Below are 17,403 nucleotides of genomic sequence, written 5' to 3' on the forward strand. Positions count from 1 at the left end.
GCTGTTGCTGTTGCTGTTGCTGTTGCTGTTGCTGTTGCTGTTGCTGTTGCTGTTGCTGTTGCTGTTGCTGTTGCTGTTGCTGTGCTTTACGTACTATGTCGAGATTCTGTTTGGCATCTTTGTGATCAGGTTGTTCTGTTAAGATCTGTTCATACATCTCGGCGGCTTGGTCGAGTTGACCATTCTGTGCATAGGCATTGGCGAGGTTGTATCTTTGCTCTAGTTCTTGAGCACCTTGCAAGGAGTTAATGGCAGCCGAAAAATCACCAGCCTGATATTGGGCAATGCCTTTCCATTGACTATCTTCAAATAGCTCGGCAGCCTCCGCATACTCTTGTTTGTTATACATCTCCATCGCTCTTTGATTGTCATTGAGCCAAGGGCTGGCAAGCGCTGGCTTTGGCGACAAAGCTGGCAACAGTATCAGTGTAGCGGCGAAAAACACACCACGTCTAAATACGAGCAGCGCAGGAATAATAAGGAGAGGCAGCAGCCAATAGCCTTGATTGATTTGTTCTGAAATCGTTTGATTGGCTAACGATGTGCTGGTGCCATCGACATGGGAAGTCGCCAGAACAATACTCTCTACGTCACTGTTTGTCACCTGAACGGGTACAAAGTAACCGTCCAACTGAGAAGCTAGCGCTCGCATATTGTCGAAGTTGGCTTTTGCTACTACAGGTTGTCCGCTGCTACCGGTCATGAGAGAACCATCAGCAAGCTTGATAGGTGCGCCCGAACGAGTGCCGACCCCCAAAATAACGAGTCGCCATGGCGTACCGGCTAACTGTTTGGAGATTTCTCGTTGCTCTAGATCATCGATATCATCTGTTATCAGTATGATGTCACCGGAGGCCAAGCCAGTATTGGTCATCATTTCGATCGCGAGCTTTATTCCTGCAGCGGCATCGGCGCCTGGATATGGCATCAGGTCAGGGGATAGATTTGGCAGTAAATTGGCGATGGTTTTGCTGTCACTAGTCATGGGACTGACCTGATAGGCATCGCCAGCGTATGCGACGAGTCCTGTACTGCCTTCTTTCCAACTAGACAGAAGGTCTGTCGCTTTGAAGCGCGCCTGAGTTAAACGGTTTGGTTTGATGTCAGTGGCATACATCGACATCGACATGTCCATCACAAGGACACGGGCACTAGTGTTTGTATAACTAGGTCGGGGTTGTTTGGACATGCTAGGCCCAGAAAGAGCAACAATCACCACGATTCCACAAAGGGCTGTGATATAGAGTCTTACGGTTTTTTTAGCCGGGGCAGATACGCCCATTGCTGCGGCAAGGTGAGGAGCAATAAGTGTTTGTGTACGAGTTCTTTTGACTAGCCAAAAGATCACCATCGCCCATGGTATAAGTGCCAACAGCGCCCATGGATAGAGAACGACAAACTCAGACATGATCTCTCCTTAGTACCAGCAAAAGTGTGAAACTAAGCAGCGCTATCAAGAGTGGTAGCCCAAACCACTCTTTTTGCGGACGCCAAGTTTGCGATGCGTTGCTTATCGGCTCTAGGCTATTGATGGTATCGTAAATGGTTGCCAACTCGCTGGCGTTACGGGCGCGAAAATATTGCCCCCCCGTGATTTGCGCAATTTGCTGCAAAGTCTTTTCATCGAGATCTTGGGCGGTATTGACTTTTCGGGTCATAAAAAATTCTTTCACCATCATTTCGCCGGCACCAACACCAATGGTGTAGATAGTTGCTTGATATTTCTTGGCGATCTGTGCGGCTTCAATAGGGTCGAGTACACCTGATGTGTTACTACCATCACTGAGGAGTACCATCACTCGCTGTGGCGCATCGCTATCAATAAAGGTTTTGGTTGCCAGACCGATCCCTTCGCCAATGGCGGTCTTATCACCAATCAGGCGTAGGACTAGTGAATCCACTTGTTGGGATATTGAAGCTCTGTCTAAAGTTAATGGCGTTTGTAGGTAAGCATGATCAGCAAAGAGCACCAATCCCAGCCGATCGCCTTTGCGTTGTTGAGCAAAATCAGAGACCACTTTTTTAACTGCGGTAAGACGGTCGATATACTCGTCTTGACTCTGCATATCTTTTTGACTCATAGAGTAGGAAAGATCGATCAACAGCATCAAATCTCGGTGCTTAGGCTGGCTGGTGACAGGTTCGCCGTACCAAACCGGTCTGGCTAAGGCGATGATGAACGTAAGCCAAAAAAGAGCAGCCAGCAGCTTTGCCACTCTATTTTTGGGAACCTGACCACTGGATGATTTCGGCAGATAGGGCAGGCGAATCGGGGCCGAAGCTTTAATACTCGGCAGCAAAAAATAGATCAACAACGGCAGTGGTGCCAGCAACAAGGCCCACCACCAAACGAAGCTGATATTAGTCACGCTTTCTTCTCCTTTTTTTCGGTGGCAGTGCCTGTTCAACCCAGTCACTGCAATGCTGAATGAGTTCAGGTGCATTGTCGATTGGTTGAGAAGTGTAGAGAGCCTGTTGCCACAAATCGTAGTTATCACCAAAATGAGAACCACCCGCTTGGCTGTCTAAAAATGCATACCACTCCTTGCCCGTTAGTTGGGCTATCTCTTCTCGAGGGTAGTAGCATAGTGCAGCTTGCCTGACTAACTCGAACGCCTCAGAAGGTTTTTGGCCTCGAGCCAAAAGGCGTAGTGCTGTTTTTTTGGGGGCTAAGCGTTTTCTGTTCCAGCGAATGAAGAACAAACTGGCTATGAGCAATAAGGCGACACCAGCTATGCTAGCCCACCATCCCCAGGCTAAAGGCAACCACGCTGGTGGTTCTGGGAGGTGCATAGCGTTAAGAGGTAAAAGTGATTGTTGAGTCTCGTTGCTCATTTTTGAAATCCGTGTAGTTGTTGAGTAAGAGCAGCATCGCTAGAGAGCGTAGAAAAACGGATGCCTAACTTCTGTGTTAGTTGCTTGAGATAGTGCTGCTGTTGTTCGAAGGCCTGCCCTATACCTTGGCGGGTCTTAGCTGATGAAAAATCTAGCCATAATGTATTGCGTTGATCAGACACTTGCTCGCTACCACGAAAAGCGGTTTCGCCGCGTTCGAGTGGGTCGACAATTTGTACTAAGCGTACGCGGTTGTGTTGAGTTAGGCGACTGAGTTGTGGCTCCGACGCTGGTGTAAAACGAGAGAAATCACTCAGTATGATAATTTCGCTCCCTTTTGGACAAAGACGCGCAATTGCTCGTAAGCCTTGCTCAAAGCCATAGTCAATCTTGCTATTTTGTTTCAGTTGCTGTTGATGGAGTGTTATCAACGACTGAATAAGCGTTAACGCCCCCTTATTTCTCCCTGTAGGTTTGAGTTCAATAAGACGTTCCCCTGTATCGATTACCGCGCCTATACGATCTTGCTCAGTTACGCTCAGCCAAGCGATTAGGCTTGCCATATGCGCGGCCTGAACCGACTTCAGCAATAGTGTCGAACCGAACATCATACTATGTGATAAATCGATGTAGAGGATGATAGGTTTTTCACGTTCCTCTGAGAATAGTTTTGTGTGGGGTTTGCCAGTGCGAGCGGTCACACGCCAATCGATTGTGCGAATATCATCGCCCGCTTGGTATTGTCGGACTTCACTAAAATCCATCCCTCGTCCTAGTTGACGGCTTTGATGCTGACCGAGCATCTGGGACCATAAACTTTTGCCAGGTGGTAACCACTTGATGCACTGTTGCTTGTAGTACATCAGTTCATCTAGTGAGAGATTTACGCCATCGCTGTAGGGAGGTAATTGAGTGTCCATACCTTAACGCCTCAAGCACTGCCAACTAAAGACAACAACTTGCTAATGACTTTGTTTGCTTCGATGCCTTCTGCTTGAGCCTGATAGCTTAGCAGTAAACGGTGACGTAGCACTGGGTAGGCCATGGCTTGAACATCTTGCGGGGACACATAGTCTCGGCCATTGAGCCACGCATAAGCACGTGCACAACGATCAAGTGCAATGGTGGCTCGTGGGCTGACACCCATTTCCAACCATTGCGCCAAGGTATCATCGTATTTGGAAGGCTCTCTTGTAGCCATAACCAAACGAATGATGTACTGCTCAATGGTTTCTGCCATATGGATATCCAGTACAGCCTGACGCGCAGCAAAAACATCCGCTTGAGATAAAGAGGGGGGCGTAACCCTGTTATTCCCTTTAGCTTCACCACGATTCAGGCGCAAGATAGCCAGTTCGCTTTCTGCGTCAGGATAACTAACGTCTAGGTGAATCAAGAAACGGTCAAGCTGCGCCTCCGGTAGAGGATAAGTGCCTTCTTGCTCGATCGGGTTCTGTGTTGCCATCACGAGAAACAATTCTGGCAATGGGTAGGTTTTACGACCTGCCGTTATCTGTTTTTCTGCCATCGCTTCGAGCATCGCAGCTTGCACTTTGGCAGGAGCGCGGTTGATTTCATCAGCGAGGATCAATGAGTTGAAAATAGGTCCGGCTTGGAAGCAGAATTCGCCAGTTTCCGGCCTAAAAATATCCGTACCCGTGAGATCTGCGGGTAATAGATCCGGAGTAAACTGGATACGATGAAAATCGCCTTCAATGCAGTCGGCAAGGGACTTTACCGCTCGAGTTTTGGCAAGCCCAGGAGGCCCTTCGACAAGAATATGGCCATCTGCGAGCAAGGCGACAAGTAGTTGATTCACGAGTTCGCTCTGGCCAATAATTTGGCTATTCAAATAATCGCGCAGGTGTTGTAGAGCGTGTGCGTTCATGATTTCGCTTCTCCTTATTTTTTCACTTAGTAGCTCGCTAACTGAAAAAGTTCCGTGTGAAATCCATCTCCTCGGTCAAGAGGTGAATATATCAGCAGGCTGTGATAGTAGCATCTCGACAAATGTATGTATTTCAGTTGGTTAAAATATGGGGGTGAAAATCTCAGTTGCAAGTTTTCATTTGTGCAAAGTTAGGTTGAGTGGCGAATCTCTCAGCAGGAAAAATTGCATTTCATTCTTATTGACTAATTTATAAAGAAAACTGACTGTCGGTCGATATGCTAATCTCATGGAAAGGGTCTAAATTAGGGATGGCACTTTGGTGATAACACCGAAGTTTGCAGACCAAGATATCAACGAATGCAGAATGGCTTGGAAAGGCGCAGAATATGAAATTGAACTCGATTAGTATCAAACAGAAGGTGGTTGCAGGTATTACTTTTGCGGTATTGGCCTCGACCATCATTGTTGGGGTTATGGCTCAGCGACAGGCGCGTGAGGTACTAGAGCACCGCTTAGTTGATATTGAACTGCCTTCGATGCTCGAACAAATTAATAGTGAAATTGACCGCGAAGTTACCCAACTTTTATTGGCTGCAGAACAGATAGCCAACAACGAATTTATTAAACAAGCGGTTGATACTAATTCTATCTCTCCCGATGTTGAGGCGAAGCTGATCAAGCAACTGAATAATGTACGTAGCCAATACAAGTTGAATGACGCTTCTGTAGCGAACCGAAATACGGCTTACTACTGGAACCAAAATGGCTTTCTACGCCAGTTAAATCAGCAGCAAGATGGCTGGTTCTTTGGCTTTAAACAATCTGGTAATGCGACTTCAGTCAGTATTTTCCAAGAAGCTAATGGCGATGTGAAATTGTTTGCCAACTATCAACAGGCTAATGGCCTTACCATGTCTGGATTATCTAAGTCGATGGATGACATGGTGAAATTACTTAATGGTTTTACCATTGAAAAAACCGGATTTGTATTCCTAGCCGATGCGCAAGGCGATGTTCAAATTCATCGTGATAGCAGTAAAGCGAAGTCGTCGTTAGCCAAGCTGTTTGGTGCCGAGTCTAGCTCATTACTGGGTAAGTCTGGTTTCAATCTGATTGAGTCAGATTACGAAGGGCAACGCGTTTTTGTCGCTAGTATGTACATTCCTGCCATGAACTGGTTCGTGATTGGTGTGGTGCCCGTTGATGAGGTGTTTGCTGATCTGGACGCGGTCGCTAAGCAGATGATGATTACAACGATTGTTGTTGCCGCACTATTTATTTTCATGGGTATTTTCTTAGCGAATAGTATTGCACGTCCAATTCGTGAAATCGCTTCTCGTTTTGCTGACCTAGGAAAAGGGGACGGTGATCTGTCTCAGCGTATCGCGATTAGAGGCCATGACGAAATCGGTCAGCTATCGGAAGGTTTCAATGACTTTATTGAGAAAATCCATCAATCGATAAAGGAAGTTGCTTCAACCAGTCACGCGCTACAATCGGCGGCGGATGGGGTGTCGAGCAAAGCGAATACCACTTATGATAACAGCCAGATTCAACGTGATCAGACGATTCAAGTAGTGACAGCGATCAACCAGATGGGTGCTACGATTAGCGAAATCGCTAGCAACGCAGCGACAGCCGCGGATACAGCGTCGCAAGCTTCGGATAATACTCAGGTGGGTCAGAATGTTGTTTCTAAGGCGAAAGATGCGATCAGCCGTTTAGCGTTGGATATAGAAAATACCGGCCAAGTGGTTGAACAGCTGGCATCTACGACTCAAGAGATCGGTTCAATTCTGGATGTGATTCGCGACATTTCTGAGCAAACCAACTTATTGGCGCTTAATGCTGCAATCGAAGCGGCACGTGCGGGCGAGCAGGGACGTGGCTTCGCGGTGGTTGCCGATGAAGTCAGAAATCTCGCTAGCCGTACAGCTGATTCGACGGAAGAGATTCAGAAAATGATTAACCAGCTGCAAAGTGATGCAAAAGATGCCGTATCGGCAATGGAAGCAGGTAAGAGCGTTACCGGAGAAGGTGTCTCTGCATCTGATGAAGCTGTGGAAGTGTTGGTCAATATCTCAGAGCGTATCCATGACATCTCAGACCGAAATACTCAGGTAGCTACCGCGACAGAGGAGCAATCGACGGTTGTTCATACCATCAATCAGAACATTGAAGAGATAAATGCTATCAATGAAATGACCACAGGAACCGCGCAAGAGTTAGCGGCAGCAAGTGCTGAGCTTAAAGAGCTTTCGGTGCGTCTGGACACTATGGTTGGTAGCTTTAAACTCTGATGTAGACTGGCATAACGGGGGCTAAGTGGGTAAACTTAGCCCCAGTTGTATTTTAAAAGGTAAGTGAGATCATGAGTGATTTCGAAAAAGAGCTAGAACAGATGGCTCAGGAAATGGGTGATGAACCAGAAGTGGCATTACCGTCGATTGATGAGCAGAAAGCGATTGCACAAGAGTTAAAGAAGCTTGAAGCCGAAGGTAAATTGACCCCAGAAGTCCTAGAGCAGTACTTTGGTAAGTTCTACGCTAAGAATGATAAGCCAGTGCATTAATTTGTATTGATGACTGATTCAGAAGCCGCCGAGTGCGGCTTTTTAACGTTTGGAAACAAAGATGTTTATTGTATATCGTTTAATTAAGCTGGCGTTGATCTCCGCGCTGTTTTTCACTATTTATGATTTGATCGCATTTGGTGAAATCACCTGGGTTGGACGTCTGTTATCGCATATTTAGCCTGAGTCATAAAATTCAAAAAAATATACGTGACTACTAGAGAGAACTCTTTGTAAAGTCTAGGCTAAAAGTATCAATTCAATCACTTAGAGATATCTGATGGAACAGAAACTCTACTATTGGCTACAGAAACTTAACTATTGGCTACATAGGCTCTATATGTTGGGGCTTCGAATTGCCGCTAAAGTGTTGCCGATTACGAAACCAACACTATTTATTGGTAAGGATGCCTTGAAGCAGCTTTGCCACACTGTTTCCATCATGGGCATTAGTAAGGTTCTAATCGTGACGGATGCTGGGATCGTCAAACTAGGCTTTGCCAAACGACTCGCTTTTGAATTCGAGCGAGTTGGCGTCAAGTGCGTCATCTTCAGTGATGTCCTCCCTGACCCTACCTATGATCAAGTTGATGCTGGATTAGTGATCTATCGTGAGCAGCAGTGCCAAGGCGTGGTCGCGATTGGTGGAGGCTCACCAATAGATTGTGCAAAGGTTATTGCTGCGTGTGCGACCAATAACAAACCAGTGCGACGTCTGGTTGGATTATTGCGAGTTTGGAAATCGCCAGCTCCAACCTTCGTGATTCCCACCACGTCAGGGACAGGTTCTGAGGTCACCGTTGCGGCGGTTGTGTCTGATCCAGTCACCCATAAGAAAACCCCAGTTGTGGATCCTAAGTTGGTGCCGATTGCGGCAGCGCTTGCCCCTTCTTTAATGCTGGCGCTACCTGCCTCTATTACAGCCCAAACAGGCATGGATGCGCTGACTCACGCCATTGAAGCATACATTTCCTGCAACGCTACTGCTGAAACAGATCGCTATGCGCTCGCCGCTATCACTCTTATAGACGAGAACTTAGAAAAAGCGGTGAGATTTGGTCAGAATGCGACCGCACGCCAAAACATGGCATTGGCATCCTACTACGCTGGGCTTGCGTTTACCAAAGCCAGTTTAGGTTATGTTCATGCCATTGCTCATACCCTCGGCGCTAAGTACGGCACGCCACACGGGCTGGCCAACGCGGTGGTTTTACCCCATGTTTTAGAGTTTTCCAAAAACGAAGCAGAATCGAGTCTTGCCGAACTTGCGTCGGCGTTGAACCTTACTAATCCATACACCCCTGATCGAGACAAAGCGCAGGCTTTAATTGAGTATGTAAAGTTGCTACAGCATAAATTGGATCTGCCGACTCATTTTGACAATATTCTTCATGAGCACGTCAATGAACTGGCAAAACAGTCGTTACATGAGGCGAGATGGAACTATCCGGTCCCTAGGTACATGCAGCAAGAAGAGTGTGAGAAAATGCTGCTAGCGATATCAACGGCGAAATAAAAACAGCCCTCAAGTTAAGCTATGAGGGCTGTTGTGACTATAGTGAGACTAACCTGCTATTACTTCACAGTCCACGCGATGGTTTCACCCGCACGGATTGGCACGACAACATCTTTGCCAAAAGGCATAGACTCTGCCACTGTCCACTCTTGTTTGGTTAGAGTGACGGTATCGGTATTACGTGGTACAGCGTAGAAATCTGGGCCGTTATGACTAGCAAACGCTTCTAAATTCTCTAGCTTGTCTTCTTGTTCGAATACTTCTGCATAAAGCTCTAGTGCTGCGTGCGCTGTGTATGAACCCGCACAACCGCAAGCCGCTTCCTTCATGCCTTTTGCATGTGGTGCAGAGTCGGTACCAAGGAAGAACTTCTTACTACCGCTTGTCGCTGCTTCAATTAGAGCTTGCTGGTGAGTGTTGCGTTTAAGAATCGGCAGGCAGTAGAAGTGAGGCTTGATGCCTCCTACCAACATATGGTTGCGGTTGTAAAGTAGGTGGTGAGCAGTAATCGTCGCCGCGACGTTTTCATTCGCATTTTTCACAAAGTTCGCAGCGTCGGCGGTAGTGATATGCTCAAGAACAATCTTTAGATCAGGGAAGTCATTGACGATAGGTGCCAGTACAGTGTCTAAAAACGCTTTCTCGCGGTCAAAGATATCAACATGGTGGTGAGTGACTTCGCCGTGTACCAGCAGTAACATTCCCACTTCTTGCATCGCTTCTAAAACAGGGTAGATGTTCTTTGCATTCGTCACACCAGAATCGGAGTTAGTTGTGGCACCAGCAGGGTAAAGCTTAGCTGCAACTACCGCACCAGAAGCTTTAGCTTTACGAATCTCATCAGGTGTTGTGTTATCTGTTAGGTAAAGTGCCATTAAAGGCTCGAACTGTTCACTTGGCTTCTCTGCCATGATGCGTTCACGGTAAGCCAGAGCCATATCGGTATCGGTAACAGGTGGGATTGTATTTGGCATGATTAGCGCGCGTCCATTGTAGCGGCTAATGTCTCGCACGGTATCCTTTAGAACTTCTCCGTCACGTAAATGAACATGCCAGTCGTCAGGACGTGTGATCGTAAGTGTTGTCATTTTTGCTCCCACCATTGTAAAAGTTGTCTGATTGGAGCCTAACCGATGCGAAAACCTTGAAGGCAAACGCTTACGCTTAGGCGACAGGATGATAGAGCAAAGCGCTTTCTATTTCATCTTCTTTTTTGGTGGAAGCTATTGGTTGGGTAATTACTCGCCTCAACGGTTGTGGTTAGCGGACCGTTAACCATAGTGCGTGAATCGAACCTGGAATGAAAAAGAAAAACGTCAGAATCAGGTTGATGAAGAAGTCTTTATTCAAACCTTTATCGAGAAAGACGGCCAAAGGTGGTAGAAAAATACACAGTAGGATCATCACTAGTTTGTTCATAAGTCTGCTTAACTCCAATAAATTGAATACATCGGTTGTACCTGTTCGGCATTATCTCGTTCCGCGACAGGATGTCTATTCTATTAGCCTAGCAGACGATAATATTCAGAGTATTCTTACGTGTTTTAGGCGCGGATTTCATTTTTGAGACGCTCAGTGCTTGTTGGTTATTTGTAAAATAAACTCAATTAAATCAAACGGAATTAGGTATAATACCGCAACAATAATTACTGCTTAGGATAAGCAATGTCAGCACCTATTCTTTCACAAATCAATGTCTATCCGGTCAAATCCGTTGGCGGTTTGTCACTCTCAACTTCTTGGGTTGAAAAACAAGGATTGATGTTCGATCGCCGCTTTATGCTTGCCTTGGCGGATGGTTCGATGGTCACTGCACGCAAGTACCCACAGATGGTTAGAGTCCAAGCGAATCTCTCGCCAGATGGCGTTATCTTTACTGCGAAGGGATATTCAAACCTACGAATTCGCTATTCAGAATTTAAAATGCAACAAGCGCCAGCACAGGTGTGGAGTGATAACTTCGTTGCTTACACCACCACAGATGCTGCCGATGATTGGTTTAGTGATGTTCTTGGTCAGCGTGTGGAACTGCTTTATTGCGGTGAACAGTCGAATCGTGTGCGTGAAAAATTCGGCCATAACGTGAGTTTTGCAGATGGATACCCTTTGTTGGTGATCAGCGAAGCATCGCTATCCGAGCTCAACCGACGTAGTCCTGAAACTCACTCTATGGATCAGTTTCGTACTAACTTAGTGGTTTCAGGTACCGAGCCTTTTGCTGAAGATGGATGGAAACGTATACGTATTGGTGAAGTCGAGTTTGAAGCTGTGAAGCCGTGTGAGCGTTGTATCCTGACCACGGTTGATGTTGACAAAGGTGAGTTTAGAGCAAGTAAAGAACCACTGAATACCTTGTCACAGTTTCGTGCAAATGAGCGTGGCGGGGTATTTTTCGGCCAAAACCTCGTCGCTCTTAATGAAGGTGTGATTCATCAGGGCGATAAAGTTGAAGTGCTTGAATACAAAGATAAAGAGTTTTATCCCGACAACAGTCCGAAAACTTTAGTGATGACATGCGTTGAACGAGAAGAGATCGCTAGAGATTTTATCACTTTCTGGTTGGAACCACAGCATGGAGAGTTCCCCGTTTATCAGCCAGGGCAACATCTGCCGATTACATTGAGAATTGGTGCGGAGACCATCGCGCGTCGCTACACCTTATCATCTAGCCCTTCAAGACCTGGGCGTCTGGCAATCTCTGTTAAGCGTATTGATGGTGGGCGTGTCTCTAACTGGCTGGTTGACAACTTTGCGCTTGGTGACTCGCTAACTTGCGAAAGACCAGATGGCAGTTTCCATTTGGGTGATAAGTCCAATCAGCCGTTATTGCTGCTATCAGCGGGAAGTGGTGTCACACCTATGCTATCTATGTTGCGCTATTTGGCAGATCATAATCAGTTGGATGATGTGGTGTTTTATCACCAATGCCGCAGTGTAGAGGACATTCCATGTCAGTCGGAGTTGGATGATTTACGTCGTCAACATCCTGGTTTAACAGTGCTCATCTCTCTTTCTCAGGCACCTATCGATTGGTTCGGCTTAAAGGGACGTTTAACCCTAGCTCACCTCAAACAGATCAAGGATGCAAAGTCCCGCCAAGTATTTGTTTGTGGCCCTGATGGCTTTATGCAAAAAGCAAGAAACTTGCTGATTAAAAAAGGGCTACCGGAAGAAAACTATCACCAAGAAGCGTTCGGGGTGAGCCAGATTTCTCAGCAGCCAGTTAAAGAACTGATGCTAAGTGTTAATGGGCACGTTTTCAAAGGGGATAATCAGAAAACACTGCTTGAACAAGCGGAAGATGCGGGAGCGTCAATCGCGAATAGTTGTCGTGCTGGTCTGTGTGGTGCATGTAAGGTCACGGTGGAATCAGGAGTTGTTCATCAACCCGACGTGCCCGCGTTGCAAGAACATGAGCGAAATATGGGGGTAGTGCTTGCATGTTGTAGCGTACCGCAAACAGATGTTGAAGTGGTAAGCTAAGCGTTCGCTCAAGTCATAGATAAAAAGCAGCCGAGAATAGGGCTGCTTTTTTCATTCTAGGACACTTTGATTACGGCCTTGATGCTTGGCTTTATACAGTGCATTGTCCGCTCGGCGGTAGAGATCGAGAAACTCACTATCCATATCTTTAAGCTGTGTAACTCCACAACTGAGTGAAAAGGGCATGTTTTTGTTGTTGAGTGACGACTGAAGAAATTGGATACGAAGCCGTTCTGCTATCTGATAGGCCTCTTCGGTCGCGGTGTGATTGAGAACAATGAGAAACTCTTCGCCACCTATTCGACCACAGCAGTCTGATTTTCTTAGGTTATGACGGATTATATCTGCCAAATCTATCATCACGTTGTCACCGAAATCATGTCCATATTCATCGTTTACTTGTTTAAAATGGTCGATATCGATAATGATGCAACTCAGTGGGAATTGATGCAGCTTGGCTGCTTGATAGGAGTCGGCTAAAAACTCCCACAGCTTGCGTCGGTTACACAGTTTAGTGAGCTCGTCAGTGTTGGCTTGTTCGATCAACTGTTCGCGCATGTTAACCAGATCCGTGATATCTGTTGAGACACCGATAAGACCAATGACTTCTTGCGTTTTGCTACTAAAAATAGGCTTTTTGATGGCGCGATAGATTTTGACTTTACCATCGGGAATGGATTGAGCGCGTTCTTCATTGATCACGGTTTGAGCATGTTCAAACACCATGTTGTCGCTGCGCAATATATCGGTTAACAAATCGGGGTGGAAGAAATCCGCATCGGTTTTGTTTTTTAGATTCTCAAGCGAGGTGTCAAAAAGATCTAGGGTTAGTTGATTGGCATACAGATACTCTCCCTTGCGATTCTTGATAAAAACGTAAGACCCAATTTCATTGAGCACCATTTCATGAAGGGCGAATTTGGCTGGGTTATCGATATCGTCTATGTGCTTTAGCTTGATCATTTGACCTCCTAACTGCCGTGAGGCTGAGTCAATCGTCAATAACTCAAAGAGCTAAAGGCAAAGGGCAAGTTGCCCCCTATACCTTGGGCTTAACAGAACTTCTTTAATAACCTTATACCTATTTTTGTATCAGTACCTAGATTTGCTAAATGTTTTGGACAATTTTTGAAACGCGACTTCGCAGTTTCAACTGAGATAGCAGTACCCCAGACACGGTTAGGAGACCACCAATTACATGGTAATCACGAACCGTTTCGCCTAGCAATGAAGCCGCTAACGTAATGGAAACCACGGGCATCAGATTCATAAACATTGCACTGGAATCTGCACCAATTAAGTCAATTGCTTTGACCCACATCCAAGGCGCGGCGACAGAAGCCGCGAGGCCCGCATAGGCGATTAAAGGAATAGCTTGCTGAGAAGGGAGTAATTGTTCACTGGAAAGCCAGAGTGGTGTAAGCATGAGTAACGCGAGAGTGCCCTGCATGTAAACCATCGTCCAGTTTGACAGAGGCATTTTCCAACGTTTGAGCAGGACGCAGTATGCGGCATAACATATTGACGCCAAAACCATAATTCCATCACCCGGCGTGATGTCTTGATGGAGGAAAAAACTTATATCGCCTTTACCGAGCATAAACATTAGCCCGGCCAAAGCCAACACGCCTCCTACGATACTGAGTGGCGAGATAGGCTTTGCCAAGAGCGGCACACTAAGAAATATGGCTAGCAGAGGCACAAGAGAGGTAATCAATGCCATATTAGACGCAGTTGTTGTTAGACCCGCGTAGTAGGATAGAGACTGATTGAGCACCATACCAAGCATCGCCAGAAAAGCCAGTTTCGCTAAATAAGGACGAATAGTTTGCCAGTGCTTGATGACGTTAGGCAGACAGAAAGGAGTGAGAAGAACGATCGCCACTAGCCAGCGATAAAAACTCATTGCACTCGGTTCAATGGTACTTGCGGCCATCTTATTTACGATCGCATTTCCGCCCCAAATAAAAACCGTAAAAAGAGGGAGTAGGTAAACCATGCCAGCACCAAGAAATGAATTAGACCGTGAACAGTTTGACAGGTCGATATAAATATATATATCTTTAAAAAGACATTATGAGTCATAGGAAGACAGGTTTGAGAAAATCAGCAAAACACCTTCACCCCTCGTTATCAATTGATAAGGCACCATCAGATGTGTTTATGAATTTCGAGGCATTTCTGTCTAATACGGAAACGCGAATGCACAGCCATCCATGGGGACAAGTGCAGTTAATCAGTGGTGGAATCTTGGAAATGGAGGCGGAAGGTACCCGTTTCCTTGCTCCGCCACATTTGGCAATCTGGGTTCCAGCGGGCGTAAGGCACACCAGCTATAACCGTAAACCTCTCTCATACTGCTCGCTCAATATTGCTCAGGCGTTTACTAAGAACTTCCCCGAATGCACCAGCTTGATAAAAGTGACGCCTATCGTCTCTGCCATCGTGGAAGACTTTCGGCAGCGGGATATAAATGTCGCGAAAACTGACTCTGACAAACGTTTGGTGCAGGTGTTGCTCGACCAGTTGGCGACTCGCGATACTCAACACCACTTCTTACCTTCAACCGATAATAAATATCTCGCTAAAATACTGGCCGCGGTGGAAGAGAACCCCGTTGACAACACCAGTCTCTCCCTCTGGGCGGAGCGAGTGCACACCACGGAACGGACGCTCGCTCGGCATTGTCAGGCAGAGCTTGGAATGAGCTTTACCGAGTGGAGACTAAGAGTGCGCTACTTATACTCAATGGAGTTGCTACGCAAAGGACACTCAGTTAAAGAGGTCGCTTTAACGCTCGGTTACAACCAAGCCAGTCCATTTATTGCTATGTTTAAGAAATACGCCGGCCTAACACCAGAACAGTACAAAAGCCGCTTACTTTAGCCTCATTTAAAGAGAAGAAAAAACTGCGCTATATTTCAATATTGGTGGTGGCTTGTAACTCATTTATTTTGCAAAATAAATCCTATCGAAAGTACATCGAGTGAATTCATTGTCGATGATATTTTGTTCTAAATTAATGACTAGAGAAGCGTATGTCAGCAGCGGAAAAATCGTCTCGTAAACTCAGTATTTATATCATCTCAGTGGTATTGGCTATTTGGCTCTACAGTTTGTGGGCGGATAGAGTAACGCCTATTACCACAGACTCTAAAGTTCATACTTACTTGGTGCGTATTGCACCAGAGGTCTCTGGTAATATTGTTGAGGTCGGTGTTGAGGACAACCAAATCGTAGAGCAAGGTCAAGAGTTGTTTAAGATTGACCCGCGCAATTATCAAATAGCGCTTGCTTCTGCTCAAGCAAATTTGGCGATTGCAGGCCAGAACATTGGAGCGAATACTGCTGCCGTTGAAGTGGCTCAAGCAAAAGTGGTTGATGCACTCGCAGCACGAGATAATGCTCGTGAGCAAGCGACTCGAACTGAAAGTCTAGCGGCACGTGGTGTGTTAAGCCAGTCAGATCTAGACAACGCGATTGAGGCAAAAGAGCGAGCTCAAGCAGGACTCGAAGCGGCGCAAGCCTCTTTAGTTCAAGCAAAGCAAAATCTGGGGCCAACGGGTGAGAACAACCCTCAAATCCTTGCCGCGATGGCGGGTCTTGAGAAAGCTGAATTAGATCTAAGAAAGGCTCAAGTTTTAGCGCCATCACACGGCGTGGTGACCAACATGCAGCTCACTGTCGGGCAAAATGTGGTGGCGGGTTCACCAGTTTTAACTTTTTTAGATCCTCGCAGCGTATGGATTTCCGCGCAGGTACGTGAAAACTCGATGGAGTTTATCAAGCAAGGTCAAACAGTAAAGATAGTGCTTGATGCACTGCCAGGAAGAGTCCTAAACGGTAAGGTAGAGAGTATTGGATGGGGGACGGGAGGTACAAACAATATCGATCCTGCGACTGGTTTTCTGAATTCGAGTCAAGGCAATATCGCACCTCAACGTTATCCTATCAATGTCGTATTTGATGATCTTGAACAGTTAACCAACATCCGTTATGGCTCCCAAGCAACCGTCGCGTTTTATACAGAACAAAGTGGTTTTGGAGAATTTTTAGCGGGTATCTGGATGCGAATTTTGAGTATTTGGACTTATGTTTCGTAGTTCAGCAAACCCAGTATTAAGATTGGTGCTTGCACCCACTCTGCTGCTTTATTACCTGATTTATCAAGGTCAGTTTTTGCCAGTGCTTGCGCCGATGTTTGTGGTGATTTTTCTCACCATAATACCATCCAAGCCACCACTTGATATGTTACTGAAACTATTGGCGGTTGTTTTGGTAGTCAGCTTGGGAGTGGTGTTGTTAGGGCAGGTATTGTTTGATTCACCCACTGGATTCGGCTTGTTTTGCTGGTTGATGTTATTTTGGAGCTTTTACCGAAGTCACAATGACCCAAAAGATATGCTTGCGACATTCTTGCTTCTGTTCGTGATCATTACTTTTATCGTCAATTTACAGTTTGATATTTCGGTCTCAAATCTACCCTGGTTGATGCTAGAAACGTTCCTCACGGCAATTATCGTGACTTACGCTAGTTTTTTACTTTTCCCTGGCGATCAGAAAGATATTTTGCCAGATGAACAAGACATGGATGGGGCAGAAACACATCTAGGCTTAATCGCATTTAAGGCGACAACGCTTATTCTAGCGATGTATGTCCTTGTGGGAACAGCAAGCTCGCAAACTTTACTGATCGCAATTACTTTGGGCAGCATGATTAAAATACCGGTATCACGAGATCAGCGTATTTTTCGTAACAATCGTTTGGTCGCGACCCTAGCCGGAATTTTAGCCACATTACCAATAATGGCAGCGCAAAACTACTTAGCAATGCCACAATGGGCCTTGATTGGTGTGACCTGTTTTATGGGGTTGCAACTGGCGTGTTTTGCGATCAGACGTGAGTGCCGACTCAGCATCTATCAACTCTTGTTTACTAACTTTATTGTGTTGCTAAACCAGCTACTCACTTACCAAGGCGAGCAACCTATCAGTGCTGAAGTAATACGACTTATCTCTATTTCGGTGGCGATCCTCCTCGCAACCGTCATTTTGAACCTCACCCAAGTCAAACCAAAACCTTATTCAGCTCCTCAGTAGAGGAGC

16 protein-coding genes are annotated in these 17,403 nt (G+C 46.1%); 7 read left to right on the plus strand and 9 right to left on the minus strand.

Annotation, left to right across the window (positions count from 1 at the left end):
• The 5 genes from ACQEXT_RS13895 to ACQEXT_RS13915 all read right to left on the minus strand — a co-directional run.
• Positions 1-1,408, minus strand: a 1,408-nt coding sequence (locus tag ACQEXT_RS13895) for a VWA domain-containing protein (RefSeq protein WP_426952582.1), incomplete at its 3' end; no start/stop codon positions are given.
• Entirely contained in the window at positions 1,401-2,369 is a 969-nt protein-coding gene (locus ACQEXT_RS13900) for a vWA domain-containing protein (protein ID WP_426952584.1), read from the minus strand. The genes ACQEXT_RS13900 and ACQEXT_RS13895, both read right to left, overlap by 8 nt.
• A complete protein-coding gene (locus ACQEXT_RS13905) occupies positions 2,362-2,835 on the minus strand; it encodes a DUF4381 domain-containing protein (protein ID WP_331417460.1) in 474 nt (157 codons plus the stop codon). Before ACQEXT_RS13905 ends, ACQEXT_RS13900 begins: the two co-directional genes overlap by 8 nt.
• Positions 2,832-3,755: a DUF58 domain-containing protein gene (locus ACQEXT_RS13910; RefSeq protein ID WP_426952586.1), complete on the minus strand. Its 924-nt coding sequence runs from the start codon at positions 3,753-3,755 to the stop codon at positions 2,832-2,834. The genes ACQEXT_RS13905 and ACQEXT_RS13910 overlap by 4 nt, the downstream gene beginning before the upstream one ends.
• 11 nt (positions 3,756-3,766) lie before the next feature.
• Complete coding sequence (locus ACQEXT_RS13915; RefSeq protein WP_138973217.1) at positions 3,767-4,723, minus strand: AAA family ATPase; 957 nt, start codon at positions 4,721-4,723, stop codon at positions 3,767-3,769.
• Positions 4,724-5,112: 389 nt separating this feature from the next.
• Here ACQEXT_RS13915 and ACQEXT_RS13920 point away from each other — a divergent pair, with 389 nt between their 5' ends.
• The 3 genes from ACQEXT_RS13920 to ACQEXT_RS13930 all read left to right on the plus strand — a co-directional run bounded on the left by ACQEXT_RS13920 (position 5,113) and on the right by ACQEXT_RS13930 (position 8,814).
• A complete protein-coding gene (locus ACQEXT_RS13920) occupies positions 5,113-7,026 on the plus strand; it encodes a methyl-accepting chemotaxis protein (protein WP_426952588.1) in 1,914 nt (637 codons plus the stop codon).
• A gap of 71 nt (positions 7,027-7,097) precedes the next feature.
• Positions 7,098-7,298, plus strand: coding sequence for a restriction endonuclease subunit S (locus ACQEXT_RS13925; protein WP_138973218.1), 201 nt, complete (start codon positions 7,098-7,100; stop codon positions 7,296-7,298).
• A gap of 280 nt (positions 7,299-7,578) precedes the next feature.
• Positions 7,579-8,814 (plus strand): iron-containing alcohol dehydrogenase, encoded by a 1,236-nt coding sequence (locus ACQEXT_RS13930; protein ID WP_426952590.1) that lies wholly within the window; start codon positions 7,579-7,581, stop codon positions 8,812-8,814.
• A gap of 59 nt (positions 8,815-8,873) precedes the next feature.
• On the opposite strand, the gene pyrC is transcribed toward ACQEXT_RS13930, so the two are convergent.
• Positions 8,874-9,902: a dihydroorotase gene (pyrC, locus tag ACQEXT_RS13935; protein WP_331417456.1), complete on the minus strand. Its 1,029-nt coding sequence runs from the start codon at positions 9,900-9,902 to the stop codon at positions 8,874-8,876.
• A gap of 172 nt (positions 9,903-10,074) precedes the next feature.
• Complete coding sequence (locus ACQEXT_RS13940) at positions 10,075-10,233, minus strand: YqaE/Pmp3 family membrane protein (protein ID WP_331428048.1); 159 nt, start codon at positions 10,231-10,233, stop codon at positions 10,075-10,077.
• A 246-nt stretch (positions 10,234-10,479) separates the two neighbouring features.
• Between ACQEXT_RS13940 and ACQEXT_RS13945 the strand changes: the two genes are divergently transcribed.
• The gene (locus ACQEXT_RS13945; protein WP_426952592.1) at positions 10,480-12,297 is read left to right on the plus strand and encodes an MOSC N-terminal beta barrel domain-containing protein; all 1,818 of its coding nucleotides are present in this window, start codon (positions 10,480-10,482) and stop codon (positions 12,295-12,297) included.
• 51 nt (positions 12,298-12,348) lie between these two features.
• Here the strand turns inward: ACQEXT_RS13945 and ACQEXT_RS13950 are convergent, their stop codons facing one another.
• Together ACQEXT_RS13950 and ACQEXT_RS13955 are read right to left on the minus strand one after the other, a co-directional pair.
• Positions 12,349-13,260 (minus strand): diguanylate cyclase, encoded by a 912-nt coding sequence (locus ACQEXT_RS13950; protein ID WP_426952594.1) that lies wholly within the window; start codon positions 13,258-13,260, stop codon positions 12,349-12,351.
• A gap of 145 nt (positions 13,261-13,405) precedes the next feature.
• The gene (locus tag ACQEXT_RS13955) at positions 13,406-14,296 is read right to left on the minus strand and encodes a DMT family transporter (RefSeq protein ID WP_331428052.1); all 891 of its coding nucleotides are present in this window, start codon (positions 14,294-14,296) and stop codon (positions 13,406-13,408) included.
• Between the two features lie 98 nt (positions 14,297-14,394).
• On the opposite strand from ACQEXT_RS13955, the gene ACQEXT_RS13960 reads away from it, so the two are divergent.
• From ACQEXT_RS13960 to ACQEXT_RS13970, 3 genes are all read left to right on the plus strand, one after another.
• Positions 14,395-15,183 carry a helix-turn-helix transcriptional regulator gene (locus ACQEXT_RS13960; RefSeq protein ID WP_331418205.1) on the plus strand — a complete coding sequence of 263 codons (789 nt, stop codon included), beginning with the start codon at positions 14,395-14,397 and terminating at the stop codon, positions 15,181-15,183.
• Positions 15,184-15,335: 152 nt separating this feature from the next.
• Positions 15,336-16,400 carry an HlyD family secretion protein gene (locus ACQEXT_RS13965; protein ID WP_426952597.1) on the plus strand — a complete coding sequence of 355 codons (1,065 nt, stop codon included), beginning with the start codon at positions 15,336-15,338 and terminating at the stop codon, positions 16,398-16,400.
• On the plus strand, positions 16,390-17,397 hold the full coding sequence (locus ACQEXT_RS13970; RefSeq protein ID WP_426952598.1) for a DUF2955 domain-containing protein: 1,008 nt from the start codon (positions 16,390-16,392) through the stop codon (positions 17,395-17,397). Before ACQEXT_RS13965 ends, ACQEXT_RS13970 begins: the two co-directional genes overlap by 11 nt.
• Positions 17,398-17,403: the final 6 nt, after the last annotated feature.

It is taken from the genome of Vibrio sp. TRT 29B02, from assembly GCF_050113655.1.
In the GTDB taxonomy this organism is placed as follows: Bacteria; Pseudomonadota; Gammaproteobacteria; order Enterobacterales; family Vibrionaceae; genus Vibrio.

What these genes read in the sequence shown, in the direction of transcription:
- ACQEXT_RS13920 (WP_426952588.1), top strand. Translation starts at nt 5,113, where the DNA reads ATGAAATTGAACTCGATTAGTATCAAACAGAAGGTGGTTGCAGGTATT.
- ACQEXT_RS13930 (WP_426952590.1), top strand. Translation starts at nt 7,579, where the DNA reads ATGGAACAGAAACTCTACTATTGGCTACAGAAACTTAACTATTGGCTA.
- ACQEXT_RS13925 (WP_138973218.1), top strand. Translation starts at nt 7,098, where the DNA reads ATGAGTGATTTCGAAAAAGAGCTAGAACAGATGGCTCAGGAAATGGGT.
- ACQEXT_RS13965 (WP_426952597.1), top strand. Translation starts at nt 15,336, where the DNA reads ATGTCAGCAGCGGAAAAATCGTCTCGTAAACTCAGTATTTATATCATC.
- ACQEXT_RS13955 (WP_331428052.1), bottom strand. Translation starts at nt 14,296, where the DNA reads ATGGTTTACCTACTCCCTCTTTTTACGGTTTTTATTTGGGGCGGAAAT.
- pyrC (WP_331417456.1), bottom strand. Translation starts at nt 9,902, where the DNA reads ATGACAACACTTACGATCACACGTCCTGACGACTGGCATGTTCATTTA.
- ACQEXT_RS13910 (WP_426952586.1), bottom strand. Translation starts at nt 3,755, where the DNA reads ATGGACACTCAATTACCTCCCTACAGCGATGGCGTAAATCTCTCACTA.
- ACQEXT_RS13950 (WP_426952594.1), bottom strand. Translation starts at nt 13,260, where the DNA reads ATGATCAAGCTAAAGCACATAGACGATATCGATAACCCAGCCAAATTC.
- ACQEXT_RS13945 (WP_426952592.1), top strand. Translation starts at nt 10,480, where the DNA reads ATGTCAGCACCTATTCTTTCACAAATCAATGTCTATCCGGTCAAATCC.
- ACQEXT_RS13940 (WP_331428048.1), bottom strand. Translation starts at nt 10,233, where the DNA reads ATGAACAAACTAGTGATGATCCTACTGTGTATTTTTCTACCACCTTTG.
- ACQEXT_RS13970 (WP_426952598.1), top strand. Translation starts at nt 16,390, where the DNA reads ATGTTTCGTAGTTCAGCAAACCCAGTATTAAGATTGGTGCTTGCACCC.
- ACQEXT_RS13905 (WP_331417460.1), bottom strand. Translation starts at nt 2,835, where the DNA reads ATGAGCAACGAGACTCAACAATCACTTTTACCTCTTAACGCTATGCAC.
- ACQEXT_RS13915 (WP_138973217.1), bottom strand. Translation starts at nt 4,723, where the DNA reads ATGAACGCACACGCTCTACAACACCTGCGCGATTATTTGAATAGCCAA.